The following is a 25498-nucleotide window of genomic DNA, read 5'->3' on the forward strand; positions in this document are numbered from 1 at the left end:
ATGGGAGTGGCCGATTCGGCTTTGAGCCGTGCCTTGAGGCCACCGACTCTGACCGGTGGGGTATTTACAGCAGCTCTTCGACCGCCGCGCGCTCCTCGCGCAGCTCGGTCTCGGTGGCGGTCATCTTCTCGCGGGAGAAGTCGTCGATCGGCAGGTCCTGCACGACCTCGTAATCGCCGTTCTTGCACACCACCGGGTAGGAATAGATCACGCCCGGCTCGATGCCGTAGCTGCCGTCGGCCGGTACGGCCATGCTCACGATGCCGTCCGAGCCGCGGACCCAGTCGCGCACGTGGTCGATGGCCGACGACGCCGCGGACGCGGCCGAGGAGGCCCCGCGCGCTTGGATGATGGCGGCGCCGCGCTGCTGCACGGTGGGGATGAAGGTCTCGCGGTACCAGTCCTGTTCCACCAGGTCGGTGGCCGGGGTGCCGGCGACCTTGCAGTTGCTGATGTCGGGGTACTGGGTGGCGCTGTGGTTGCCCCAGATCACCAGGCCCTCGATGTCGGTCACGTGCTTGCCGGTCTTCTGCGCGAGCTGGGTCAGGGCGCGGTTGTGGTCCAGGCGGGTCATCGCCGTGAACTGGCGCGGATCCAGGTCGGGCGCGTTGGCCGAGGCGATCAGGGCGTTGGTGTTGGCGGGGTTGCCGACCACCAGCACCTTCACGTCGCGCGAGGCCACGTCGTTCAGGGCCTTGCCCTGCACCGAAAAGATCTGGGCGTTGGCCTGCAGCAGGTCGGAACGCTCCATGCCCTTGCCGCGCGGCTTCGCGCCGACCAGCAGCGCGATGTCGGCGTCCTTGAACGCCTCCTCGGGCTTGTCGCTCGCGATCACGTCCTGCACCAGCGGGAAGGCGCAGTCGTTGATCTCCATCACCACGCCCTGGAGGGCGTCCATCGCTGGCGGGATTTCCAGCAGTTGCAGGATCACGGGCTGGTCGGGACCGAGCATGTCGCCCGCCGCGATGCGGAAAATGAGCGAGTAGCTGATCTGGCCGGCGCCGCCGGTGATGGCGATGCGTACGGGTTGGGTCATGACGGCTCCTGAATGTTCGGGGACCAAGGCGCGCGGGGGTTCCGGCGCCGATTCGGCGCGTAAGGATAGCGGAAAGGCGTTCCCCGGTAAAAAAAGGTCACCGCGCGCGTCGGAATTCGCACCACGTGCGTACAAGGGGCATCTGGTACGGGACAGGGACCTTCCGGAACATGCGAATCGCCATCATCGGCTCCGGTATCGCGGGGCTCGGCAGTGCGTGGCTGCTGCATCGGGATCACGACGTCACGATCTTCGAGGCGGCCGGGTACCCCGGCGGCCACACCAACACGGTGGACGTGGGCGGCCGCGCCGTGGATACCGGCTTCATCGTCTACAACGAGCGCAACTATCCCCGGCTGCGGGCGCTGTTCCGCGAACTGGGCGTGGCCACGCGCGCCAGCGACATGTCCTTCGGCGTGTCCATGGGCGACGGCGCCCTGGAATGGGCCGGCGACGACTGGCGCAAGCTGTTCGCCCAGCGCCGCAATCTGGTGTCGCCCTCGCACTGGCGCATGATCGCCGACATCCTGCGTTTCAACCGCCAGGCCAAGGCCCTGCTGGCCGCCGATGCCGTGCCCGACGTCGACCTCGGCGCCTTCCTCGACGCCAACCGCTACGGCGCCGCCTTCCGCGACCGCTACCTGCTGCCCATGGGCGCCGCGATCTGGTCGGCGCCCGCGAGCGCCATGACCGACTTCCCGGCATCGGGCTTCCTGCGGTTCTTCGACAACCACGGCCTGCTCGACCTGCGCGACCGGCCGCGCTGGCGCACCGTGGTGGGCGGCAGCCGCCGCTATGTCGAGCGGCTGCTGGACACGGTCGGTCGCGAGCGCCTGCACCTCGGGCGGCCGGTACGCGCCGTGCAGCGCTCGGACGACGGCGTGCGGGTCACCGACGGCGACGGCCGCGCGGAAATCTACGACCGGGTCGTGCTCGCCACCCACGCCGACACCGCGCTGGCGCTGCTGGCCGATGCCGACGCGGACGAGCGCCGCGTTCTCGGCGCCTTCCGCTTCCAGCCCAACCGCGCCGTGCTGCACGACGATCCCGCGCTGATGCCGCGCCGGCGCGCGGTCTGGTCCTCCTGGAACTATCTCGCCGGTCGCGACGCCGCCGGCGACCGCCGGGTGTCGGTGACCTACTGGATGAACCGGCTACAGGGCCTGCCGCCGGACCGCCCCTTCTTCGTCAGCCTCAATCCCCTGCGCGAGCCCGAGCCCGCGCGGGTGATGCGCGAGATCGAATACGACCACCCGCTGTTCGACCGCGGCACCGCCGCCGCCCAGGCGGCGCTGCCGGACGTCCAGGGCCGCGGCGGCGTCTGGTATTGCGGGGCCTGGTGCGGCTATGGTTTCCATGAGGACGGTCTGGCCGCGGCCGAGCGCGTGGCCCGTGGCCTGGGCGTGACACCGCCCTGGGGGGATGTCGATGGCTGACGCGGGGACGGCGGATGCCGGCGCGCTCTACGACTGCCGGGTGACGCACCGGCGGCCCGGGCCGCCGCGCTACCGCTTCGCGTACCGGGTCTACTACCTGCTGCTGGACCTCGACCGTATCGACGACGCGGTCGCCGGCACCCGCTGGCTGTCGCGCAACCGCTTCAACCTGCTGTCGTTCCATGACCGCGACCACGGCCCCCGCGACGGCGGCGACCTGCGTGCCTGGGCCGAGGCCCTGGTGGCCGGTCACGGCATCCGGCTGGACGGCGGACGCATCCGGCTGCTGTGCCTGCCGCGCGTGCTGGGCTACGTGTTCAACCCGATCAGTCTCTACTACTGCGAGCACGCCGACGGCGGCCTGCGCGCGGTGATCGCCGAGGTGCACAACACCTTCGGCGAGCAACACTGCTATGTCCTGCACGACGGCGGCGCCCCCATGGACACGCGGCGCCTGCGCGAGAAGGCCAAGCTGTTCCACGTATCGCCGCTGCTGGACCGCACCGGCCGCTATGCCTTCCGTCTGACGCCGCCCGGCGAGCGGGTGGGCCTGGGCATCCGTCTCTACGACGGCGACGCGGACACGCCGCGGCTGGCGACGGGCCTGTCGGGAGCGCGCCAGGCGCTGACCGACCGCAACCTTTTGCGCCTGTTCCTGCGTATACCGCTGATGACGGCCAAGGTGACGTTCGCCATCCATTGGCAGGCGTTGAAGATCTGGCTGCGGGGCGCCCCGGTGTACCGCAAGCCGCCCCAACGGCAACCCGGCGATTCATGACCATGAGCGACAACGAGCGATCCCTGACCCTGACCCCCGGCGCCGGCGACTGGCGCCAGCGCCTGATCCACCGCCAGCTCGCGCGCATCGAGCGCGGCCGCCTGTCGTTGCGCCTGCCGGACGGCCAGCAGATCCGCATCGAGGGTGCGCAGGACGGCCCCGAGGCCGGCTTGTCGCTGCTCGATGCGGGCGTCCTGCGGCGGGTCCTCGGCGGCGGCGACATCGGCTTCGCCGAGGGCTACATGGCCGGCGAGTGGGATTCGCCCGACCTGGCCGAGCTCATGTACCTGCTGCACCTGAACCAGGACCGGCTGGTGCCGCGCGTGCCCGGGCTCCAGGGGCTCGCCGCGATGCGCGACTGGATCGGCCACGTCCGGCGCCGCAATTCCCGCCGCGGCTCGCGCCGCAACATCGCCTACCACTACGACCTGGGCAACGATTTCTACGGTCTCTGGCTGGACCCCACCTGGACCTATTCCTCGGCGGTGTTCGCGCGGCCGGACCAGGCCCTGGAAGACGCCCAGCGGCACAAGTACCGGCTGCTGCTGGAGCGGCTCGACCTGCGCCCCGAACACCACCTGCTGGAGATCGGCTGCGGCTGGGGCGGCTTCGCGCTGTATGCCGCCGAGACCGTGGGTTGCCGCGTGACCGGCATCACTCTCTCCCGCGAGCAGCTCGATCTCGCGCGCGAACGCGCCCGCGCGGCCGGCCTGGACGACCGCGTCGCGTTCCGGCTGCAGGACTACCGCGACATCGACGCGGTCTATGACCGCGTGGCCTCGATCGAGATGTACGAAGCCGTGGGCGAGGCCTATTGGCCGGGCTATTTCGCCGCGGTGCGCGGCGCCCTGGCGCCGAACGGGCGCGCGGCGATCCAGGGCATCACCATCGACGAGGCGTCCTTCCCCGCCTACCGGCGCCGGGTGGATTTCATCCAGAAGTACATCTTCCCCGGCGGCATGCTGGCCTCGCCGACCGCGTTCCGCGAGCACGCCCGCGCCGCCGGCCTGCGGCCGGTGGACACGGCGTTTTACGGCGCCGACTACGCCCGCACCCTGCGCCTGTGGGACGAGCGCGTGCGCGAGGCCGCCGCCGCCATCCGCCGCCGCTTCGACGAGCGCTTCCTGCGCATGTGGCGCTATTACCTGGCGTACTGCGAGGCCGGCTTCCGTTCCGGCAACATCGACCTGATGCACATCACCCTGGAACGGGACTGAGTTGGGCGCATCCCGGCAAGCCGGCGCCGGCACGCTCGCCGCCTACGGCCTGCTCGGGCTGCCGCTGGCGGCCCTGGGCCTGCCGCTGGTGGTCTACCTGCCGCCGTTCTATGCCGAGATGCCGGCGCTGTCGACCGGCTTGGTCGGCGGTCTGCTGTTAGCGGCGCGGCTGGTGGACGTGGTCTCCGACCCCCTGATCGGCTGGCTGTCCGACCGCACCGGCTCGCGCCACGGCCGGCGCCGGCCGTGGATCGCGCTGGGCACGCCGGTGCTGATGGCCGCCGCCTGGTTCCTGTTCGTGCCCGGCGGCGACGCCGGCGCCGGCGCCGCCTACCTGCTGGGCTGGAGCGTGGCCGCCTACCTGGGCTGGACCCTGATCTACCTGCCGTACACCACCCTCGGCGCGGAATTGTCCGCGGACTACGACCGCCGTTCGCGCATCACCGCCGTGCGCGAGGGCTTCTTCGTGCTCGGCACGATGGTGGCGATCATGCTGCCGGCCGCCGTGCAGCGGGGCACCGGCGAGGCCGCCGACGGCCTGGCGGCGATCGCGGTGTTCCTGCTCGTGAGTCTGCCGGTGGCGGCGCTCTGGCTCCTGTGGCGGGTGCCCGAGCCACGGCATCCGCCCCGGCGCGGCGGCGACTGGCGCCGCGGCCTGGCCCTGCTGGCCGGCAACGGCCCGTTCCGGCGGCTGCTGGCGGCCTACCTGTTCAACGGCGCCGCCAACGGCCTGCCGGCGGCGCTGTTCCTGTTCTTCGTGATCCACGTGCTCGGCGGCGATCGGGTCGCGGGCGGCATCTTCCTGGCGATCTATTTCCTGTCGGCGGTGGCCGGGCTGCCGCTGTGGCTGCGGCTGGGCCGGGACTGGGCCAAGCACCGGCTGTGGTGCGCCTCCATGATCTGGGCCGCGCTGGTGTTCGCCTTCGCGCCGTTCCTGGGCGAGGGCGACTATCTCGCCTACGGCCTGATCTGCGTGCTCGCCGGTACCTGCCTGGGCATCGACCAGGCCATCCCCGCCTCGATCCAGGCCGACGTCGTCGACGAGGACACCGCCGCCGGCGGCGAGGGCCGCGCGGGCCTGTACTTCGGCCTCTGGGGCATGGCCACCAAGCTGGCCTTCGCGCTGGCGGTGGGCGTGGCCTACCCGGTGTTGGAAGTCGCCGGCTTCGAGGCCGGCGCCGACAACGATCCCGCCGCCCTGTGGACCCTGGCCCTGCTCTACGGTGGCCTGCCGGTGGTGGTGAAACTCGGCGTGGTGGCCCTGATGTGGCGCTTCCCCCTGGACCGCGCACGCCACGCCGAGCTGCAGCGTCGCATCGGCCGAAATTAAGGGGACGGTATACTTAATTAAACAAATAATTAAGTATACCGTCCCCTTAATTAATAGAATCGTCGTGACTGGTTAACGCCGACGACACATTGCGCTGCAAGGCTCTTTCCGATCCAAGGCATTCAGACAGGGGAGATCCACATGCTGGGGACCAGGGAACTTGCGGGCGCGCTGGCCGTGCTCGCCGCGCTCGGCCTCGCGGGCTGCAACGACAGCGACGGCAACGGCGGCGACAGCGCCGCGCCATCGGTATCCGCCAACGCCACCGCGGTGGCGCCGGGCGCCGAGTGCGCCGCCGGCGGTGTCGAGGTCGAGACCGGCATCGACGAGAACGAAAACGGCGTGCTCGACGACGACGAGGTCGACGAGACCGCCGTCCTGTGCAACGGCGAGGACGGCGACGTCGGCCTGTCCAGCGTGCTGCGCGTGGACAACGCCGTGGGCGACCACTGCCCGGCCGGCGGCGTGCGCGTGCGCGTCGGCCTGGACGACAACGGCAACGGCACCCTGGACCTCCCGAGCGAGCTGGACGACACCGCCTACGCCTGCGGCGCCGGCGTCTCCGGCCTGCGGCTGGAGCAGCTCGGCCGTTACGAGTCCGATATCTTCGACGAGGGCGCCGCCGAGATCGTGGCCCACGATCCCGCCTCGCAGCGGCTGTTCGTGGTCAACGCCGACGCCGGCGCCGTGGATGTCCTGGACATCACCGATCCCGCCGACCCGAGCCTGGTCGGCACCATCGAGGCCGGCGACGAGTGGGCCGACGCGGACGGCATCAACAGCGTCACCGTCGGCGGCGGGCTGGTCGCCGCCGCGGTCGAGAACGACGACGGCCTTGCCAACGGCCGCGTCCAGATCTACAACGCGGCCGACCTGGCCTTCCGCGGCCAGGTCGAGGTCGGCGTGCTGCCCGACATGGTCGTCTTCACCCCGGACGGCGAGACCATCCTGGTCGCCAACGAGGGCGAGCCGGCCGACGACTACAGCGTCGACCCCGAGGGCTCGGTGAGCATCGTCGACGCCGGCGATCCGGATAACCCCGCGGCGCGGACGGTCGGCTTCGCCGATTTCAACGCCGGCGGCCCGCGCGCCGCCGAGTTGCCCGCCGAGGTGCGCGTGTTCGGCAACTTCGGCCGCTCGGCGCGCACGGTGGCCTCGTTCACCGACAGCGATCCGGCCACCCTCACACTGGACGACGCCAGCGGCATCGCGGCCGACGACTTCTTCACCCTGGCCAGTTCCGAAGGCGATCCCGTGCTCTATCGGGTGGCCTCGATCTCCGGGAGCACGCTCACGCTGACCGACGACTTCGACGGCGACTCCGAAGTCAACGACGCCGGCGCCGGCGGCCTGACGGTCTACCTGCACGACGGCGCGTCGAGCGTGGCCCAGGACCTGGAGCCGGAGTACATCGCCGTGGCCCCGGATGGCGCCACCGCCTGGGTGACCCTGCAGGAGAACAACGCGGTCGCCGAGATCGACATCGCCGGCGCCTCGGTCAGCGCCATCCACGCCCTGGGCTACAAGGATCACAACATCCCGGGCAACGAGCTCGACGCCAGCAACGACGACGACCGCGTGAACATCCGCAACTGGCCGCTGCTGGGCATGTTCATGCCGGACGCCATCGCCGCCTACGAGACCAACGGCGCCACCTATTACGTCACCGCCAACGAGGGCGACGCCCGCGAGTACGACGCCTACATCGAGGAAGTCGAGATCGCGGACGTGGGCATCGACGGCGAGACCTTCGCCGACGCCGCCGCGCTGGAGGACGAGGCCGCCCTGGGCGTGATCAATACCTCTCTGGCCCAGTTCGCGGACGCCGACACCGACGACGACGGCCTGCTGGACAAGCTGTACGTCTACGGCGCCCGCAGCTTCAGCATCTGGGCCGCGGACGGTACCCGCGTGTTCGACAGCGGCAGCGACTTCGCGGTGGAGACCGCCAACCGCTACGGCTACCGCTTCAACAACGACAACGCCGAGTCCGACCCGGACGGCCGCAGCGACAACAAGGGCTCGGAGCCGGAAGCGGTCACCGTGGCCGAGGTCAACGGCCGGTCCTACGCCTTCATCGGCCTGGAGCGCATGGGCGGCATCATGGTCTACGACGTGACCAATCCGGCCGCGCCGACGTTCGTGCACTACAGCAACAACCGCGACTTCAGCATCGACATCGAGGACGACATCGACGACGGCGCCCTCGCGGCGGGCGCCGCCGGCGACCTGGGGCCGGAGGGGGTGATCTTCATCGACGCCGCCGACAGCCCCGCCGGCGAGCCCCTGCTGGTGGTGGGCAACGAGGTCAGCGGCACCACGACGCTGTACCGGGTGATCGCCGACTGATCCCGCGCCGCGAAAATTAAGGGGGCCGAATTAAGGGGACGGTATACTTAATTTTGAAGAATTAAGTATACCGTCCCCTTAATTCCCTTGATTCCAAGAGACCGGCTCGCCGCGCTTGAGCAGCCGCCCGGTGGGGCCGTCGGCGGGCAGGGTGGCGGCGTGGACCACGTCGGCCGCGGCCTCGGCCGGCGAGCGCGGGGCCTGGGGCCCGCCCATGTTGGTACGCACCCAGCCGGGATCGACGGCGTTGACCTTCACGTCGCCGCGGCTCTCGCATTCGGCGGCGAGGATGCAGGTCAGGGCGTTGAGGGCGGCCTTGCTGGTGCGGTAGGCGGTCAGCGTGCCGCCCATGCCGTCCAGGGTGGCGTAGCCGGAGGTGAGGTTCACCACGCGGCCGTGGCCGCGCTCGATCATGCCCGGCACCAGGGCGCGGGCGATGCGCAACGGGCCGTGGAAGTTGATCTCGAAGGCGTCGCGCACCGTGGTCTCGGCCACGTCGAACACGCTCACGCCGTAGTCCGGGAAGATGCCGGCGTTGTTCACCAGCACGTCCACCGCGAGCCCCGCCAGGGTCTCGCCGGCCGCCGGATCGGTCACGTCAAGGGTCAGGGCCTCGGCGTCGCCGCCGGCCTCGCGCAGGGCCGCCGCGGTGTCCCGGCAGGCGTCGGCATCGCGGCCGGCGACCAGCACGCGAAAACCGAGGTCCGCCAACCGGCGGGCGGTCTCGTGGCCGATGCCGCGGTTGGCGCCGGTGACCAGGGCTGTACGGGTCATGTCGGCCGTTTGTAGGGCTTGTTGGCGCCGTCAACCATAGGGTAATGCCGCAGGTTGAACGTCATGAGGTGTGCTTCGTATTCGACCGCCGTGGCCGCGATGAAAGCGTCCGCCAAGCCAGTACCATGAGTGTTTCGGTACTGGCAACGGAACAGGCCTCCCAGGCGCGCGATCTCGTGAGTGACCGGGAGCACATCGAAAGTATTGATGAAGCGATCCAGTTTGGTCTCTTCGTCCGCGTCACGGGCGCCGACGAACAATTCGCCCACGGTTACCGCTGATATCAAGGCCGGTTGGCTCATAGACTCCAGGTATTGCACCGCTGGCGTGATGCCCCGCAAGTAATCGATCAGTACGTCGGTATCGAGCAGGGCAGGCCGCATTACTGTCCCGTGTCGCGGTCGAATTCCTGTCTCAGCGCCCGTATATCCGGCAGGTCGGTTCGATCAGACCACATGCCACGTGCTTCATGCAGGGCCGTTAGGCGGTCATTCGTTTGGTGACGTGCCAAGTAATCGTCGATGGCATCGCGAATCACGGCGCTACGCGAGCGCCCGGTGCGTTTCGCCAGTGCAGCCAAGCGACGACGCTCTTCCTCGGACAAGTAGATTTGGCTCCGGATCATTGGCAATGATGGTGTACGTTTCTGGTGTATGTTAGGTCGTACGCCATCGGGTTGCAACGCGCATAATTAAGGGGACGGTATACTTAATTAGCCAATGAATTAAGTATACCGTCCCCTTAATTTTCTTTGTCCCAGTCGTCCTTGTCCAGGTCCCGCAGCTTGCTGCGGTCCACGTCCTTGAGCTCCTCGCGGCTGCGGCGGATCGCGCCGCGCACCAGGTGGGCCAGGCCCAGCGCGACCAGCACCAGCAGGATCAGCAGTATCCAGAGCCGTATCATCGTCCGGTGGCCTTGCGCATCAGGGGGAAGTACAGGGCGTAGGGCAGCAGGCGCATGAACTTCAGGCCGTACACCAGCGGCCGGGGGAAGGCGATCTCGAAACGGCCCTTCTCCAGGCCCTTGCGCATCGCCCGCGCGGCGTCGTCCACCTCCATCAGAAACGGCATCGGGAACTTGTTCTTGGCCGTCAGCGGGGTCTTCACGAAGCCGGGGTTGATCACGCTGGTGCGGATGCCCAGGCGGTCGAAATCGAACTTCAGCGACTCCCCCAGGGCGATCAGCGCCGCCTTGGAGGCGGAGTAGGGCGCCCCCAGTGGCAGGCCGCGGTAGCCGGCCACGCTGGACACCAGCGCGATGTGCCCCGAGCGGCGCTCGCGCATGCCGGGCAGCACCGCGTCGATGCCGTGGACCGCGCCGGTGTAGTTCACGGCCATGGTGGCGTTCACGGCCTCGGCGTCGAAATTCTCGGCCTCGAACGGCTTGAACACCCCGGCGTTGAGTACCGCCAGGTCGATGGGTCCCAGCTCCGACTCGATCTTGCGCACCGCCTCGCGGGTGGCGGCCAGGTCGGTGACATCGGCGGGGACGGCTCGCACGGTGCCTTCGGGCGCCGCCGCGGCGACCTCGTCCAGGGTCTCGCGTGTGCGGCCGGTTACCGCCACGCGCCAGCCGTGGTTCGCCAGCTCCAGGGCCAGGGCGCGGCCGATGCCGCTGCCGCCGCCGGTGATCCAGGCGATGCGTCCGCTCATGGTCTCAGGCCGCCTCGTCGGTGTGGATGCCGGCCTTCGCCGAAGGGTCCTGGCGCGAGGCGACCTCCTCGTCCTTCTCCGCCCAGATAGCCTCCAGCCACGCCTTGAACGCCTCCCGGAACGCGGGATCGTTCTGGTAGTCGCCGCCGCGCAGGTGCGCGGGCACCTCAAGTGGCCGGAGCTTGATGTAGACATGCGGGATACGCCCGCAGACGAAATCCCAGAAGGTGGGCTCCGGCGAGCCGGTGTAGGCCACGGTCATGTCGAGCACGCCATCCAGGACATCGTCCATGGCCTGCAGGGTGAAAGCGGTGCCGCCGGCCTTGGGCCGCAGCATCAGCCGGTACGGCGAATTCTGGGCCGCGCGCTTGGGGGCCGTCGAGCGGGTGCCCTCGGCGTAGTTCACGATGGTGGCCGGCACCCGCCGGAACACTTCGCAGGAGCGCTTGGTGGTCTCCATGTCCTTGCCGCGCAGGGACGGGTTCTTTGCCAGTTGTGCCTTGCTGTAGCGCTTCATGAAGGGGAAATCCAGCACCCAGCAGGCGAAGCCCACGATCGGCAGCCAGCGCAGGACTTCCTTGATGAAGAAGCGGGGGAAGGGCAGGCCTTCGCGGTCGAGCACGTGCACCAGCAGCATCACGTCCGCCCAGCACTGGTGGTTGGAGATCAGCACGTAGCGGCCGTCGGGATTGGGCGGCACGCTGTTGTGCAGCTCCAGGTCGGCGCGGGCGGTGGTCATCATCACCCAATTGAAGGCGCGCGCCCAGTAGCGGGCGATGCCCAGCAGGATGGGGTCGGCCACGCGCCGCACCGGCGCCACCGGCAGCAGCAGCTTCACCAGTCCGACCGGCAGCAGCGGCACGGCGCCGATCAGGGTCACGACGGTGACCAGGATCGAGAAGATGACCCCGCGTGCGTTTTCGACGATTCGGCGCATGGAATCCCGGCCTTGGCCCCAAAATCCGGATAGGCGCAGTTTCGAGTCTTGCGCCGCGGGTTTCAAGTGGCGTGGTAGGGCGGGCTCAGCTCGTGCACGGCGTCCACCAGGGCGGCCACGTGGTCCGGGTTCACCTCGGGGGTCACGCCGTGGCCCAGGTTGAAGATATGGCCGGGGCCGTGGCCGTAATCCGCCAGGATGCCGCCCACGGCCTCGCGGATGGTCTCCGGCCGGGCATAGAGCATGGCCGGGTCGAGATTGCCCTGCAGGGCCACCCGCTCGCCGACCCGCCGCCGGGCCTCGCCGATCTCGATGGTCCAGTCCAGGCCCACGGCGTCGCAGCCGCTGTCGGCGATCGCCTCCAGCCACGGTCCGCCGCCCTTGGTGAACAGGATCGCCGGCACGCGCTCGCCGTCCGGCGCCGGCCGCAGGCCGGCCACGATGCGTTCCATGAACGCCAGCGAGAACCGCCGGTAGGCGGACGGCGTGAGCACGCCGCCCCAGGTGTCGAATATCTGCACCGCCTGGGCGCCGGCCGCGATCTGGGCGTTGAGGTAGGCGGCGACCGCGTCGGCCACCTTGCCCAGCAGCCGCTCCATCGCCGCCGGCTCGTTGTAGAGCAGGGCCTTGATCCGCCGGTAATCCTTGCTCGGGCCGCCCTCGACCATGTAGGTCGCCAGCGTCCACGGGCTGCCGGCGAAACCGATCAGCGGCACCGAGCCGTCCAGCTCCCGCCGGATCAGGCGCACGGCGTCCATCACGTAGCCCAGGTCGTCCTCGGGATCGGGCACGCCCAGGTTATCGATGGCGGCCACGTCGCGTACCGGATGATGGAAATTCGGGCCCTCGCCGGTGATGAAGTGCAACCCCAGGCCCATGGCCTCGGGGATGGTCAGGATGTCCGAGAACAGGATGGCCGCGTCCAGGTCGAAGCGCCGCAGCGGCTGCATCGTCACCTCGCAGGCCAGCTCCGGGTTCTGGCACAGGTCCAGGAAACTCCCGGCCTGCTCGCGCACCCGCCGGTACTCCGGCAGATAGCGCCCGGCCTGCCGCATCAGCCACACCGGCGTCGCATCCACCGGCTCGCGCCGCAGTGCTTTAAGGAATCGGTCGTTTTTCATTGGGTGTTGCTAACCACAGAGGCACAGAGTCACAGAGGAAAACACGGCTAGAGGCATTGTCGCATTCGCTCCGTGCCCCTGTGGCCCATCTTCTTCAGGGCGTCCGCACTCGGCCGCCACACTAATACAACCACAGAGTCACAGAGAGCACAGAGAAAGACACAGTGAATTCATAGTCACATTCACTCCGTGCCTCTGTGTCTCTGTGGTTCATCTTCTTCAGGCCAGTCGCACTCGACGCCGCATTGGTACAACCACAGAGTCACAGAGCACACAAAGAATTCACATTGTCACATTCAATCTGTGCCCTCTGTGCCTCTGTGGTTCATTTCTTATGGACGTCCGTCGTCTACCGTCGCATTGGTACAACCACAGAGCCACAGAGAACACAGAGCTTTCACATTATTTGTATCCACTCTGTGCCTCCGTGCCTCTGTGGTTAATCATCTTCATTCAGGGCAGTAGCGATCTCCGCCTGGATCGCCTCCGCCGCCGCCCGCGGATCGTCCGCGTCCCGGATCGGCCGCCCCACCACCAGGTAGTCGGCGCCGCCTTCGATCGCCGCCGCCGGCGTCATCACGCGCTTCTGGTCGTCGTCGTTCGCCACCGGCCGGATGCCCGGCGTCACCGCGATCAGCTTCTCCGGCGCGTGCCGCCGCAGGGCCGGCACCTCCAGCCCGGAAGACACCACCCCGTCGCAGCCGGCCGCCAGCGCCCGCCGCGCCCGCGACAGCACCAGGGACTCCACGTCGCAGTCGAAGCCCAGGTCCGTCAGGTCGCCCCGGTCCAGGCTGGTCAGCGCCGTCACCGCCAGCACCTTGAGGTTGCCGCTCTTGGCCTCCGCGGCCGCCTCCATGATCCCCTGGTTGCCATGCACCGTGGTGAAGTCCACCCCGCGCTCCGACAGCCGGTGGATCGCCCGCGCCACCGTGGCCGGCACGTCGAACAGCTTCAGGTCCACGAACACCTTCTTGTCCCGCTCGCGCAGCCAGTCGATCAGGTCCAGGAACCCCTCCGCCAGCGCCAGCTCCAGGCCCACCTTGTAGAACACGACACTGTCCCCGAGATCGTCCACCAGCCGCTGCGCGGCGATGTGGTGAGGCACGTCCAGGGCGAAGATCAACCTCTCGCGGGCGGGTATCGCAGTCATTCGAAAGCCTGTGAACGGAAACCGGGCGCGGGGAATGGTATCGCGTTCCGGGGATGGGTGGCTTGTTCCGGTGGCAGGTATGAGCAGAGCCGTGGTGGGTTCAGGCTCCTGAAAATCGGTCGATGACGAAATAGTGACCGATATGCGTGAGTGAACAGGCGGACTCGGCCGTTATCTGCTTATTGGCTGCGGCAAATGTGGAAGTCGCGGTATTGCAAACATGGCACGCCGGGGTTTTTCTAGGTTTTTGATTACAGGACATATCCCGCTAGGCCGAGCTAAGGATGGTGCGGTGTTATATAGAATTCCTAGATATTCATATCAGAGACTTCCATCTAATCTCTGTTGGGCGCTTCGTGCAAGTTTAAAGGGGAACAAGAATGGCCGGCCTTGATGACGTAACTCGCATTACAAATGGACTACAACCTGCACGGACGGTGTTGTTCCTTGGGGCGGGCGCGGCAGTCTCCTCGGGGGCACCGAACGCTCTGGATTTATGTAGGCACCTCGAGAGTGAGTTGGCAAACGGTGAATATATCTCCGACGACCTCGCGGAGCTCGCGAGCATTCTGGAGCGTCGAACGTCAAGAAAGCAGCTCGTGGAAGCAGTAGTCGCGCGCCTCGAAGAACTGAATCCTGATGGTGCACTGATATCATTAGCCAAATATCCTTGGGCGGCCATTTATACAACCAACTATGATCAGCTCATCGAAAGAGCCTTTCTCCGTGCGGACAAGGAGTTAGCCGTAATCAGAAGCAACTATGACTGGGACGCCGCGCACGCTCCTGGCGTGGTTCCACTTTTCAAGATTCACGGGTGCGTATCGCAAGACATTGCCTTGGGCCACCGTGCGAGGATGATTCTGACTCTAGAGGACTACGATAACTGCGCTGACTATCGCCAGCTGATCTACAAGCGTCTCGAGACTGATTTTGCTGGTGCTACTGCCATTGTGATTGGGCATTCACTCCAGGACGCAGACGTTCAAGAAATACTGCGTGAGTCGATCAAGTTGCAGCGAGGCCAAGGTGCACCCGGGCGAGCAAACCTTCTCATGTATCAAATCGACTCCGAGAGAGCTGACATTTGGCGGGGAAGAGGCGCCGACAACGTCGCACAGGGCGATGTGAACTCCTTTGCTGTCGAGCTTGGAAATAGCATTGCAGCTCCTGCAGCGGCTCCTGCGAAAGGAGCTACTACCGAGCTGCCGCATGCCTTGGCCCCTTGCACAATTGTTGTTCGGGACCTCACATCTGTCCCTCATCCTAGAAGACTATTTTACGGGGCAACTGCAACCTACGGCGATATTCGAGCCGGCCTAACATTTGAACGTGATGAAGAACGTCGACTTGCGGATTCGCATGCCACTTTTGTCATAATCACTGGAGTATCGGGAACAGGGAAATCGACCCTGGCAAGGCGAGTGGTTGAAAGAATCAAAAACGAAGCAGACGTTGAATTATACGAACATAGGCGGGAGTTCCCATTGCAGGATGTCGAATGGGTAAATTTAGAAAAGAGCCTAAAGGCTGAAGGAAAGAAGGCAGTCCTGCTAATTGACAACTGTCCCCAGTTTCAACGTGAGCTCAACAGATTGGCTCGCAAACTCCCGGACAACAGTTCGCTGCGCGTAATCTTAACGGCAGAGACTTCAACCTGGAAGATTCGTCAGAAGGAAGCAAGGCTTTTTTCCGATGGTGATTCCGTTGTTTTATCCAAGCTTAGCGATCCCGAGCTTGGTAGACTGCTTGATCTTGTGCGACAAGAGCCAGAACTAGGCGATCTTATTGAAGGTGGGTTTCTGTCTCAATCGAACGCAGATCAACGCCGTACACTAAAAAGAAGATGTGAAGCTGACATGTTCGTTTGCTTGAAAGCACTTTTTTCCGCAGATTCGCTCGACCAAATTGTACTGCGCGAGTACGCTCAGCTCAGCCCGGGATGTCAGGATATTTACAGGCTCACATGCGCGTTGGAGGCCGCTGGAGCGTTACCACATCGCCAAATGGTTCTGCGCCTTTCTGGAATAGAGCTCGCCCAGCTTGGAGGCTCACTTGACGTCCTTGAGGGGTTAATCGAAGAGTCTGAAGAAAGTTCAAAACTCGGAATTTATTCATGGCGGAGTCGTCATGAAGTCATTGCCGAGCTTATATCAAAATACAAGTATTCCGATCCTGATGAGCTGTTCGCGCTACTTGATTCAGTCATTGAAACGGCAAATCCGACCTATTATGAAGAATCTCGAACACTCCGCGAGATGTGTAGTGCGAGTCGTGGCATTAGGGCCATTCCTTATGCCGATAAGAAGCTAAGGCTATACCGTAAAATTAGCTATGTAATGCCTGCGGATCGGGTGGCAAGGCATCGGCTTGTCGGAGAATTATTACACGAGAATCTTATCGCCGATGCGGAGGCTGAGCTGCGCAAGGCAGTCGAAGATGTCGGGCTTGACCCCCCGTTACAGCGCTACAAGATTCGGATCGAATTGGCGAGGGCGCGATCTGAAGGTCTTCTAAAAGAAGACCGCAAAGCGATGCTGAATAACGCGCTAAATGAAGCTGAAGCTGGAATAAAGAACTTTCCCGACAGCAAGTATTTGTATTTCGCGTTGGCTGACGCAGCGTTGGAATGGGAGAGTCTCACCGCGGAAAGCGGTCGAGTAATATGGGCATCGCAGATTCTTGAAGAAGCTTATGATCGACTTCTCGATCCCGACTTGTCCGATAAACGAAAGGAATTGCTTGCTGCGCAATGATCACGAGCGCGCCCAACGGGAATCCGGGGTCAGAGTAACAGCCTGAGGCATTCGGTGACTTCAGCCGGCTTGAGCGGTAAGGTCTCCAGGGAAGAAGCAGGTAGCATCAGGGGGATTCATGGCACGACGGAACCGTGCATGCCCGGCGGGTGTGGCTCAGCATCTGATCCAGCGTGGCAACAATCGCCAGCCCTGTTTCGGTCGCAGCGAGGATTTTGCCGCATACGCGCACTGGTTACGTGAGGCCGCCCAACGGTGCGGGGTAGCCGTTCACGCTTGGGTATTCATGACGAACCATGTCCATCTGCTGGTCACGCCGGACGAGGACGACGGGATTTCCCGCATGATGTAGCACCTCGGGCGTTGTTACGTGCGGTACTTCAACCATGTGCACGGACGGACCGGAACCCTCTGGGAAGGTCGCTTCAAAGCTTGTCTGGTGCAGGACGACGAGTACCTGCTGCACTGCTACCGCTACATCGAACTCAGCCCGGTTCGGGCCGGGATGGTCTCGGACCCGGCCGACTACCCCTGGTCGAGCTATCGCGCGAATGCGCTCGGCATCGACTCCGAGCTCCGCACCCCACACGAAATCTACTGTGCGCTTGGAGAGGGTGCCGAGCGACTTGCGGCGTACCGAGCATTGTTTACTGCCCATGTCGATGACGAGCCGATAGCGGCTATTCGCGAGGCCGCGCGACGGGGTTTCGCGTTGGGCAATGACAGATTTGTCCGGGAAATGGAAGCGCGGACCGGTACACGGCTGCGGCCGGGCAAACCCGGACCGAAGACAGGGGGCGAACCGGTCGATTGTGTCCCTGGGTCGACTGTCGAGAGTGGATCGTTACTCTGACCCCGAATATATGACCCCGAATATAAAGGGCAGGAGGCTGTATGCCTGTTTCGGAACGAACATCAAAGATCGTCTGGGGGCAGTGTGCTGCGCGTTGTTGCATGTGTAAGAAGGATCTCTTGTTCGAATCTAACGGGGCCGTTTCGTCGCTAATCGGGGAGATTGCGCACATCGTGGGGGAAACAGAAACGGCGGCGCGCGGTGCATCGTCTCTTTCCTCAAAAGAAAGAAACGAGGCGGGGAATTTACTGCTGTTGTGCCGTGAGCATCACAAGATTGTGGATGATGATCCAGTGACTTACCCAGTCGCTCGGCTACATAAAATCAAGACAGATCACTTGTCGTGGATTGCCTCTAGTTTGGTAAAGCCGCGAGTTTGGCGCTCGACGATTTCGCAACTCACGTACATAAACGTTCCTCGCATTTGTGAGCAGGCCGAGATGCGCGGGTATAAGGTTGACCTACGGCACTACAAGAAGAACCAGACTCTCCACAGTCTTGGCTGGGAGCTGAATCACGTGATGTCCGCGTTCCAAACAGTCCTGGTACATCTCTCCCTAGACGCGGTTCCTTTGCAAGACGCTATCCTCCACGAGTCCATGGTGGGTGCAGCCATTTCGTTCGAGCGGCAGCGCTTCCGCACAAAGAATGTTCCGATCGAAGTACCTGCCGACGCCTCCAAGCTGCGCAAATTCACGGGTGTCCTCGCGAAGGATCCTCATATTTATTGTCAACTCGGCAGCTTCAAGATTGTGATGTTCATCGACCCACGGTGGATTACAACGTCTACCGCATTGGTTCTCTTTCGGCCTTCGTCGGGCCAAAGCGTGTTCTCCGGTCTCGGCTGTGTAACGGGAGTCGATTATGAGGCGAGCACCGTCACGGTGACGCCGTGGGTGATTGGTGTCCCGCAAAGTCCGTTTGATGACGCTCGCGGAACGAGAACCATGTCAGCTGTAACGGAAGGCAGTGGGTCGGCGATGCTCGATTCCCTTGTTGATATGGACAGAGCGAAGAAGGACAAGGTGTACTTCAGCTCGCCCCCAACGCACTGTGACTTGTGCAGAAAGTCACTGTCGAACGACAAGTACATGATCGATGGAGCTGTGAAGGATCTCGGAGTGTGGGCTTGCATGTGTGCGGATTGTTTTAACAAGCGGGGACGGAAGATTGGCTGGGGCCATGGGCAGCTTTATCTGTGCGACGAGAATGGTTGGCTCGAGGTCGCCGGTTTCCCGCCGGCTTCTTCAGATGCCTTCTAGCAGGTCGTTCGACGCGGACACGCTGCGGCATTGCCCCGCGTCCTTGCATACAGAGTGAGATACACCTTTTTGTGAAGCGTGAATAATCCCCTTGAAGCTCCGACTCGCCTCCGCCAACGGTTGAAAACCCACCCGATCCTCGCCTTCCCCCTGATCTACCTAGGCTGGGCCTACCTCTTCTGGGCGCCCCTGCTGCTCTCCGATGCGTCCGTCTGGACGTTTCCGACCATCCTCTGGTTCCTGATCGGCGGGGCCAGTCCGTTGATCGCGGGGCTAGGCCTGGCGGCTGTCGTGGACGGTCGGGCGGGGCTGCGCGATCTGTGGTGGCGGTTGGTGGATTGGCGGCGTGTGCCGGGGCGGTGGTGGCTGGTTTTGTTGCTGTTCTGGCTGGCGTTCGATCTTGCGATGGCTGGGTTGGCGGTGTTGCTGGGGGTGGTGGCGTCGCCGTTGGCTATGCATTGGTCGTTGTGGCTCGATCCGGAGGCGTTGCTGTTCCTGCTGTTGCTGTCCTTTGTGTTTCCGGCGGTGGAAGAGATTGGGCTGCGGGGGTATTACCTGGAGCGGTTGCAGGCGCGGCTGGGGGTGACCGCGGCGGGGCTGGTGAACGGGGTGACCTGGGCGGCGTGGCATGCGCCGTTCGTGTGGTTCGCGGGCTATTACGCGAACACCACGTTCCATCCGGCGCTATCGTGGTGGTTGCCCATGATCGTCTGCCACACGCTGCTGATCGTGCATGTGTACAGCCGCACCGGGCGCAGCATCCTGGCGGTGTTGGTCTTCCACGGCATGATGAATTTCACCGGGGAGTGGCTGCGGATCTCGTCGGCGATGTATCCGTTCATGCTCTACGGGAACCTGGTGCTGGCGGTGCTCTTGGTGCTGTGCTGGCGGTATGTCGGAACGGAAGAGCGTTGCGGAATGCGTGGGCCATAGCGCATGGTCTGTATTGCAATGTAGGGGGAAATCGGGGGTCAGGTCCCTAGAGGTTTGAAAGGCGCCAGACACCTTTTTCTTGCATGACCGACGACAGCCGGCTCCTGGTGCGTAATGACCTTCCCGGATGGAGTAGGGCATGCTGGTCGGGGACGCTTCACAGTATCCTCCGTGCGCGCCTGCAGTGGTTCATTCGGGTGCCGTTTAGTTCCACAGCGGCAACTGGGCTAAGCGTTATGTGCCGCTGGCAGAGACCGCAAAAGGAATTCTGTCTCAATGGGCAAATACACCAAACTGCAGCGAAAGATACTTGCGGGTGGTTCCGATACGAATCTCGAATTCTCTGCCCTGTGCCAACTCTTGTTGCGGCTGGGCTTTGATGAACGGGTCAGGGGTAGTCACCACATATTCACCCGGCGTGACGTTGAGGAAATCCTGAATCTCCAGCCCAAGGGGAGCAAGGCCAAGCCGTATCAGGTCAAACAAGTCAGGGCTATACTGGTCAAGTACCGGCTGGGAGAGACCGATGTCGATTAAGTACGAGCTGATCATTTATTGGAGCGAGGACGACGGCGGTTTCATCGTGGAGGTGCCGGAGTTGCCAGGCTGTATGGCCGATGGTGAGACCTACGAGCAGGCCGTCGCCAATGCTCAGCGAGTCATCGAGGAATGGATTGAAACGGCCAAGGAACTCGGGCGTCCGGTCCCCGAGCCCAAGGGTCGGCTGATGTATGCATAACAGGGCAGTCGAGCTGGATACCCCCAGCCGCTGAGGGAATCCGGGGTCAGAGTAACAACCTGAGGCATTCGGTGACTTCAGCCGGCTTGAGCGGTAAGGTCCTCTCCAGGGAGGAGGCAGGTAGCGTCAGGGAGGATTCATGGCACGACGGAACCGAGAGTCCCAAATCAACTCCTCAGGCGTTCCCTCGCAAGCGCCAGGACTTCGTCGACATCGAGCAGTTCCGCCTTCCCGGATTCGATCTCGTTGAGCCGGCGACAGATTTCAATGTCCCAGGCTTCCGATACGTCGTCCTCGGCCGGCCCGTCCAGGCTCGCCACCAACTCGCTGGCCAGCTTGGCCCGCTCTCGTTCGGACAGGCCCATTGCGGCTTCCCTGACGGCTTCGATTTCGACCGCACCCATAATGACCCCGGTAAGGGTGGAAACTAATAAAATGATGCAGTAAAGCATGATGCGCTACAAGGCGAGCGGTGTGGGCTAGTGCGTGCCGAGCATGGCGATGTCTACAGCTCTGTGCCGCACGGGTATGCTGCGGAGCGCCGGCGGGAGCGAGGCGACGGGGATGCCATGGAATATCTGGCCGGGTTGATCATCGGTGCGGCCATCTGCGCGGTGGCCGCGGTCGTCGGTTTCGATCGGGACCGGTCGTTCTATCCCACGGTGCTGATCGTGATCGCGGCGTTCTATGTGCTGTTCGCGGTGATGGGTGCCCGGGGCGGGGTGGTGCTCGCCGAGGCGTTGATCGCCGGGGCGTTCATGCTGGCCGCGATCGTCGGCTACCGGCGCGGGCTGTGGCTCGTGGCCGCGGCGTTGCTGGTGCATGGCCTGTTCGATTATGCGCATCCCCGGTTGTTCGGGAATCCCGGCGTGCCGGCCTGGTGGCCGGGGTTCTGTCTGATGGTGGATGTCGTCCTCGCGGCGTGGCTGGGCACGATGCTGCTTCGGGGCACGCGCGCCGCCGGCCAGGCGCCGCGGTAGCCGGAGGCCCGGGCCGGCATGGCCGGCCGGCCCGGTTCGCGCTCGTTTGCCCGGCGCGTTGGCGGCCGGGCGTCAGGCGTTTTTCAGCATTCGTTGGACCGCCTCGCGATGCGCGGCGGTGGTGAAGCAGATGGGCTCGGCGAACTCTTCCATGGTGATGGCCTGTTCCCAGCTCATGTCCGCCACCTTGCGCATCTGCGTCTTGGCCATGGCGCTGACGCTCTCCGGGAGCCGGCAGACCTTGTCCGCCCACGCCCGGGCCTCGGCCAGCAGCTCTTCGTGGGGCACCGTGCGGTTGATCAGGCCCAGCCGCAGCGCTTCGGCGGCGGATACCCGCTCGCCGGAGATGAACAGTTCCATGGCCTTGTGGTAGCCCAGTGTCCGGGTCAGGTGCCAGTTGCAGCCGACCTCCGGTGCCAGGCCGATCTTGCCGAAGGCCATGACCAGCTCGGCGCGCTCCGACGCCAGCAGGTGATCGCAGGCGAAGGCGAACGATAGGCCGACACCGGCGGCCGGGCCGTTCAGCGCGGCGATGATGTGCGTGTCGGACTGGCTCAGGAGCCGTGCGACGCCGCCGAACTGGTAGCGGATCCAGCGCCAGATGGTGGCCGCGCCGTCGTCGTCGCTGCGCGCGAATTCGTCGGCCCGCGCGATGAGTTCCATGTCGCCGCCGGCGCAGAAGGCCGGGTCGGTGCCGGTGAGGATGATCACCCGGATATCGAGATCCGCGATCAGCTCCCGCAGGGTTTGATGGAGCTGATAGCACAGCACCGGCGTCAGCGAGTTGTATCGCGCCGGGTTGTTCAGCGTGACGGTGGCCACCGCGCCGTCGCGTTCCGTGTCCACGTAGCGTCGCGATTCCGACTGGCATTCCTCGATGAGGGTCCGGTATTTGGCTGTCGTTTCCATGCTGGTGACTCCTTGGCGATGGCGTCGGTGGGGCGGGTGTCCGCGATTGTCGATCCGTCGGTGCGGTCGCTTCGAGGACACGCTAGTCGACCGGGCAGCCGCCCGCAACAAGAAATGAAGATTGTTTCATGTCATGGGCGGTGCGCCCGCGATTGGCTCAACGGGCGGCGCCGCCGCGCGTTGGCCTATCCCGATCGGCGGTCGCAGTGATGCGCCACGATGGTTCGGCGTCCAGGCGGGCCAGTACCTCGCCGGGGGCGATCAGGTCGGCGGGCTTGGCCAGGCCCGCGGGTGGCCGCGTCCCGGCGAGCAATCGCTCCGTCAGCCGGGAGACCAGAAAGCACGTGCCGAGGGCCATGTCCTCTGCCACGAGTTCGCGCCGGTGGTGGCCGTCCGGGTCGGTCACATTGACCTGCACGATGCACTCGCTGCCCCAGTGCCGCTGCAGCCCCGCACGGTAGAGGCGGGCGTTGAGGTATCGCGCGTAGCGCGACAGCAGCCGATGGGCCCAGCCGCGCCGGTCCGGCCGCAGTAGTCGGAGCAGGGCAATCTCGGATGCCGTCGGCGCCGGCGCGCCGCCCAGCGCGGCATAGGTCCGCAAGTCAACGTTGCCGAGTTCGTCGCCCAGGGCCTCGATCTCCAGAGTCGGCCAGCGCACGGCCGCTGTCTCGCCGAACCGGGGAACCGTGAACGTCCGCGTGGCGGTCGGCTTCGTGGCCTGCATGCGCCCGCCGACGTGCTCACGCAGCGGCTCGCCGATGGCCAGCTCCAGGGCCCCGGTCAGGAGGCTGGCGATGCCGCTGTCCGGCGTTTCCGGGAGTCCGGTGACCATCACTATCGACGCGGCGGAGGCCGCCGGGTAATCCGCGAGCATCTCCAACAGCAGGAGACCGGACAGGCCCGGATACAGGCCGGCGCCCGGCACCATGGTCGCGCCATTGCCGCGCGCGAGCCGGTCCAGGGCGCCCAGTGCGCGGTAATGGGCCTGTTCGGAAGCGATATCCACGTAGTGCGTCCCGACGCCGGCGACCGCCTCGGCAACGTGGTGCCCGCCGATGACGAACGGTCCGGCGCAATGGACGACGACTCGCGATCGGGCCGCCAATTCCCGTAGGCGGTCCGGGTTCTCGATATCCAGCAAGGCCAGCGACAGGCGCCGCCGCTGGTCCTCGTCCGTGCAAGCGTCGGCCAGTTCGTCCAGCGGCGCCCGGCGCCGGCCCGTGGCCCGGACGCGGTGCCCCGCCGCCAGCAGCCGGGGGATCAGCGCCCGGCCCACCTGGCCGTAGGCGCCCAATACCAGCACATCGACATCGTCTGGTTCGTTCCCGAGGCTCATGGTCTGTCCTTCCGGTCCGTCATGTCTCTCCAGGATTGCGACTGTACCGGCCAGTCGGTACAGTCGCAATCCTGCGATCCGGAAAACCGCGAGGTGCGTCATGCGTGGGACAATGAAGTTGTTGATCGCCGGATTCGGTCTGATCCTCCTGTTGCTGGCGGTGAATGCCGGTGTCTCCGGGCAGGGGCCTCTGGTGGACACCACGGCCAGCGTCACCATCGACGCGCCCCGAGAGAGGGTGTGGCGTGACTTGCAGGACTTCGAGGGCCGCTGGGAGTCGTCCAACCCGGAACACGACGGCATCTGGGTCTTGACGTCGCCCAAGAGGCCGCTGCGCGACGGGCTTCGCTTCCTCCAGCGGGAATCGGTCGGCGGGGTGACCGGGATGCTGCACGGACGCATCTACGACGTGCGCCCGCCGCGCCGTTTTAGCTGGCGCGCGCGGACCCGGTACACGTTCTTCGGATTGCCGATGGATGTCCGGGAAGGTGGGTCGGTGGTTCTGGCACCGGCCGCCGGCAGCGTGGTGTTGTCGCACCGGGTTTGGGCGCACAGCGGCCCGTCACTGACCGACCGGATCCTCGCCGCCGTGGCGGCATGGTGCATGGACCTGGAAGCGGATGCACGGCAGCATACGCTGGTCGAACTGGCGTATTTCCGAGACAGCATCGAGGCCGCGCAAGCGGTTCCCAAGGCGCATGACTGACACCCGCGTACGTATCCTCGACGCCGCCCGCGAGCTGCTTGCCGAGGCCGGTCTGTCGGCATTCACGCTGGACGCCGTGGCCCGGCGGGCCGGCGTCAGCAAGGGCGGCGTCTTCTACCATTTCGCCTCCAAGGAGGTCCTGGTGAGCGGTCTCGTGGACCGCTACATCCAGTTGTTCGAGACGCGGCTGCACGAAACGCTTGCCCGCGAGCCGGCGGGGCCGGGGCGGTTCGCCCGGGCGCTGATCCGGACCACCCTGGATGACGCCGGGGTGCACAACGGCTACAAGCGGGCCATCCTGCAGGTGGCGGTGGCCTCGCCGGACGTATTGCAACCGCTGCGCGAGTATTCCCGCCGCGCACTGGACAACCTCATGCAGGATGGTCTGGACGACGGCCTGGCCGAGATCGTCTGTTTCGCGGCCGATGGGCTCTGGTTCGGGGAAATGCTTGATCTGGTCCGATTTTCCAGCGAGCGCCGGCGGCAGTTGGCGCGGCGCCTTTTGGCGTTGACCGAGTGCGATGCCGCCGACGCTGCCGGGCAGGTCCGATAGCCGGCCATCTTGGCGCATGGCAGCGCCGCCGGGCGGTCAGTCGCGTTGGCCGGCCGTATGCGACCGGGGCCCCCTATGGGCTCGTGAGCAGCGTTTCCAGCCCGGCAAGCTGATAGCGCCAGAACGCCTGGAACGCGGCCCGGATGTCCGACTCGTCGTCATACTCGCGGAGAATGGCGACGATCATGTCGGCGGTGCTCGTGAATAGCTGCGCCAGGACGACCCGCGGCACCCGGCCGTTCGCCCGGTCCGGGGCTTGCGCCGTGGCGTATCCGTCGGCAAGGCGCGTCAACTCGGCGATTATCAACGGCCTGACATGGGCGAGCGGCGACTCTTCGGCGCCGGCCAGCAGGATGATCACCACCGTGCGTTGGCGGATCCAGAAGTCGAGCAGGGCGTCCGCCTTCGATGATCGGCCGGCCGTGGCGGTGCGCCAGTCGTCCCGGGTGGCGAGCTCGCGGACCCGTTGCCGGATAAGCCGGAGCAGTTGCGCGGCGACGGCGCGGGGCACCACGGCTTCGAACAGGGCCTCCTTGCTGCGGTAGTAACGGTAGAGGTTGCCCGTGGCGACATCGGCCCGGGCGGCGATGTCGGCTAGCCGCGCGGCCGAGTAACCGTGGCGGGCGAAGGCCTCGGCCGCGGCGGCGAGTATCCGTGCCCGTACCGATGGCTTCAGTTGTTGTGGCATAGG

The 25498-nt window shown here is 65.3% G+C and carries 28 protein-coding genes; 15 read left to right on the forward strand and 13 right to left on the reverse strand.

Annotated elements, in window-relative coordinates; all coding sequences use genetic code 11:
* Positions 1–64 precede the first annotated feature (64 nt).
* Entirely contained in the window at positions 65–1036 is a 972-nt protein-coding gene (locus PC39_RS00975; protein WP_353251487.1) for a malate dehydrogenase, read from the reverse strand.
* A gap of 170 nt (positions 1037–1206) precedes the next feature.
* Here PC39_RS00975 and PC39_RS00980 point away from each other — a divergent pair, with 170 nt between their 5' ends.
* From PC39_RS00980 to PC39_RS01000, 5 genes are all read left to right on the forward strand, one after another.
* Positions 1207–2472, forward strand: coding sequence for an NAD(P)/FAD-dependent oxidoreductase (locus PC39_RS00980; RefSeq protein ID WP_353251488.1), 1266 nt, complete (start codon positions 1207–1209; stop codon positions 2470–2472).
* Positions 2465–3250 (forward strand): DUF1365 domain-containing protein, encoded by a 786-nt coding sequence (locus tag PC39_RS00985; protein ID WP_353251489.1) that lies wholly within the window; start codon positions 2465–2467, stop codon positions 3248–3250. The genes PC39_RS00980 and PC39_RS00985 overlap by 8 nt, the downstream gene beginning before the upstream one ends.
* A complete protein-coding gene (locus PC39_RS00990; RefSeq protein ID WP_502950829.1) occupies positions 3247–4467 on the forward strand; it encodes a class I SAM-dependent methyltransferase in 1221 nt (406 codons plus the stop codon). Before PC39_RS00985 ends, PC39_RS00990 begins: the two co-directional genes overlap by 4 nt.
* A 1-nt stretch (position 4468) precedes the next feature.
* Positions 4469–5797, forward strand: a complete 1329-nt coding sequence (locus tag PC39_RS00995; protein ID WP_353251491.1) for an MFS transporter — start codon at positions 4469–4471, stop codon at positions 5795–5797.
* Positions 5798–5938: 141 nt separating this feature from the next.
* Entirely contained in the window at positions 5939–8146 is a 2208-nt protein-coding gene (locus PC39_RS01000; RefSeq protein ID WP_353251492.1) for a choice-of-anchor I family protein, read from the forward strand.
* A gap of 78 nt (positions 8147–8224) precedes the next feature.
* Here the strand turns inward: PC39_RS01000 and PC39_RS01005 are convergent, their stop codons facing one another.
* The 8 genes from PC39_RS01005 to pyrF all read right to left on the reverse strand — a co-directional run bounded on the left by PC39_RS01005 (position 8225) and on the right by pyrF (position 13780).
* Positions 8225–8920, reverse strand: a complete 696-nt coding sequence (locus tag PC39_RS01005) for an SDR family NAD(P)-dependent oxidoreductase (RefSeq protein ID WP_353251493.1) — start codon at positions 8918–8920, stop codon at positions 8225–8227.
* Positions 8917–9303 carry a type II toxin-antitoxin system VapC family toxin gene (locus tag PC39_RS01010; RefSeq protein ID WP_353251494.1) on the reverse strand — a complete coding sequence of 129 codons (387 nt, stop codon included), beginning with the start codon at positions 9301–9303 and terminating at the stop codon, positions 8917–8919. Before PC39_RS01010 ends, PC39_RS01005 begins: the two co-directional genes overlap by 4 nt.
* The gene (locus PC39_RS01015; RefSeq protein WP_353251495.1) at positions 9303–9545 is read right to left on the reverse strand and encodes a ribbon-helix-helix domain-containing protein; all 243 of its coding nucleotides are present in this window, start codon (positions 9543–9545) and stop codon (positions 9303–9305) included. Before PC39_RS01015 ends, PC39_RS01010 begins: the two co-directional genes overlap by 1 nt.
* Before the next feature lie 116 nt (positions 9546–9661).
* A complete protein-coding gene (locus PC39_RS01020; RefSeq protein WP_353251496.1) occupies positions 9662–9823 on the reverse strand; it encodes a hypothetical protein in 162 nt (53 codons plus the stop codon).
* Positions 9820–10572 (reverse strand): SDR family NAD(P)-dependent oxidoreductase, encoded by a 753-nt coding sequence (locus tag PC39_RS01025; RefSeq protein WP_353251497.1) that lies wholly within the window; start codon positions 10570–10572, stop codon positions 9820–9822. Before PC39_RS01025 ends, PC39_RS01020 begins: the two co-directional genes overlap by 4 nt.
* A 4-nt stretch (positions 10573–10576) precedes the next feature.
* A complete protein-coding gene (yihG, locus tag PC39_RS01030) occupies positions 10577–11509 on the reverse strand; it encodes a 1-acylglycerol-3-phosphate O-acyltransferase, YihG family (RefSeq protein ID WP_353251498.1) in 933 nt (310 codons plus the stop codon).
* Positions 11510–11571: 62 nt separating this feature from the next.
* Positions 11572–12630 (reverse strand): uroporphyrinogen decarboxylase, encoded by a 1059-nt coding sequence (gene hemE / locus PC39_RS01035; RefSeq protein WP_353251499.1) that lies wholly within the window; start codon positions 12628–12630, stop codon positions 11572–11574.
* Between the two features lie 439 nt (positions 12631–13069).
* On the reverse strand, positions 13070–13780 hold the full coding sequence (pyrF, locus tag PC39_RS01040; RefSeq protein WP_353251500.1) for an orotidine-5'-phosphate decarboxylase: 711 nt from the start codon (positions 13778–13780) through the stop codon (positions 13070–13072).
* 599 nt (positions 13781–14379) lie between these two features.
* Here pyrF and PC39_RS01045 point away from each other — a divergent pair.
* The 7 genes from PC39_RS01045 to PC39_RS01075 all read left to right on the forward strand — a co-directional run bounded on the left by PC39_RS01045 (position 14380) and on the right by PC39_RS01075 (position 20323).
* Positions 14380–16536 carry an SIR2 family protein gene (locus tag PC39_RS01045; RefSeq protein WP_353251501.1) on the forward strand — a complete coding sequence of 719 codons (2157 nt, stop codon included), beginning with the start codon at positions 14380–14382 and terminating at the stop codon, positions 16534–16536.
* Between the two features lie 118 nt (positions 16537–16654).
* Positions 16655–16888: a transposase gene (locus PC39_RS01050; protein ID WP_353251502.1), complete on the forward strand. Its 234-nt coding sequence runs from the start codon at positions 16655–16657 to the stop codon at positions 16886–16888.
* Positions 16889–16906: 18 nt separating this feature from the next.
* Positions 16907–17389, forward strand: a complete 483-nt coding sequence (locus PC39_RS01055) for a hypothetical protein (RefSeq protein ID WP_353251503.1) — start codon at positions 16907–16909, stop codon at positions 17387–17389.
* A gap of 173 nt (positions 17390–17562) precedes the next feature.
* Positions 17563–18651 carry an HNH endonuclease gene (locus PC39_RS01060; RefSeq protein ID WP_353251504.1) on the forward strand — a complete coding sequence of 363 codons (1089 nt, stop codon included), beginning with the start codon at positions 17563–17565 and terminating at the stop codon, positions 18649–18651.
* A gap of 120 nt (positions 18652–18771) precedes the next feature.
* The gene (locus PC39_RS01065; protein ID WP_353251505.1) at positions 18772–19584 is read left to right on the forward strand and encodes a CPBP family glutamic-type intramembrane protease; all 813 of its coding nucleotides are present in this window, start codon (positions 18772–18774) and stop codon (positions 19582–19584) included.
* Positions 19585–19860: 276 nt separating this feature from the next.
* Positions 19861–20121, forward strand: coding sequence for a type II toxin-antitoxin system HicA family toxin (locus PC39_RS01070; protein ID WP_353251506.1), 261 nt, complete (start codon positions 19861–19863; stop codon positions 20119–20121).
* On the forward strand, positions 20111–20323 hold the full coding sequence (locus tag PC39_RS01075; RefSeq protein WP_353251507.1) for a type II toxin-antitoxin system HicB family antitoxin: 213 nt from the start codon (positions 20111–20113) through the stop codon (positions 20321–20323). The genes PC39_RS01070 and PC39_RS01075 overlap by 11 nt, the downstream gene beginning before the upstream one ends.
* Before the next feature lie 167 nt (positions 20324–20490).
* Here PC39_RS01075 and PC39_RS01080 read toward each other — a convergent pair whose 3' ends face one another.
* A complete protein-coding gene (locus PC39_RS01080) occupies positions 20491–20688 on the reverse strand; it encodes an addiction module protein (RefSeq protein WP_353251508.1) in 198 nt (65 codons plus the stop codon).
* A gap of 204 nt (positions 20689–20892) precedes the next feature.
* On the opposite strand from PC39_RS01080, the gene PC39_RS01085 reads away from it, so the two are divergent.
* Positions 20893–21303, forward strand: a complete 411-nt coding sequence (locus PC39_RS01085) for a hypothetical protein (RefSeq protein WP_353251509.1) — start codon at positions 20893–20895, stop codon at positions 21301–21303.
* Positions 21304–21375: 72 nt separating this feature from the next.
* Here the strand turns inward: PC39_RS01085 and PC39_RS01090 are convergent, their stop codons facing one another.
* Entirely contained in the window at positions 21376–22212 is an 837-nt protein-coding gene (locus PC39_RS01090) for an enoyl-CoA hydratase/isomerase family protein (RefSeq protein ID WP_353251510.1), read from the reverse strand.
* Between the two features lie 157 nt (positions 22213–22369).
* Positions 22370–23548, reverse strand: a complete 1179-nt coding sequence (locus PC39_RS01095; RefSeq protein WP_353251511.1) for a saccharopine dehydrogenase NADP-binding domain-containing protein — start codon at positions 23546–23548, stop codon at positions 22370–22372.
* A gap of 112 nt (positions 23549–23660) precedes the next feature.
* Between PC39_RS01095 and PC39_RS01100 the strand changes: the two genes are divergently transcribed.
* A complete protein-coding gene (locus PC39_RS01100; protein WP_353251512.1) occupies positions 23661–24254 on the forward strand; it encodes an SRPBCC family protein in 594 nt (197 codons plus the stop codon).
* Positions 24247–24807, forward strand: a complete 561-nt coding sequence (locus PC39_RS01105; RefSeq protein ID WP_353251513.1) for a TetR/AcrR family transcriptional regulator — start codon at positions 24247–24249, stop codon at positions 24805–24807. The genes PC39_RS01100 and PC39_RS01105 overlap by 8 nt, the downstream gene beginning before the upstream one ends.
* A 73-nt stretch (positions 24808–24880) precedes the next feature.
* Here PC39_RS01105 and PC39_RS01110 read toward each other — a convergent pair whose 3' ends face one another.
* Positions 24881–25495: a TetR/AcrR family transcriptional regulator gene (locus PC39_RS01110; protein WP_353251514.1), complete on the reverse strand. Its 615-nt coding sequence runs from the start codon at positions 25493–25495 to the stop codon at positions 24881–24883.
* Positions 25496–25498 lie beyond the last annotated feature (3 nt).

Source organism: Salinisphaera sp. PC39 (genome assembly GCF_040361335.1).
Taxonomy (GTDB): Bacteria; Pseudomonadota; Gammaproteobacteria; order Nevskiales; family Salinisphaeraceae; genus APNM01.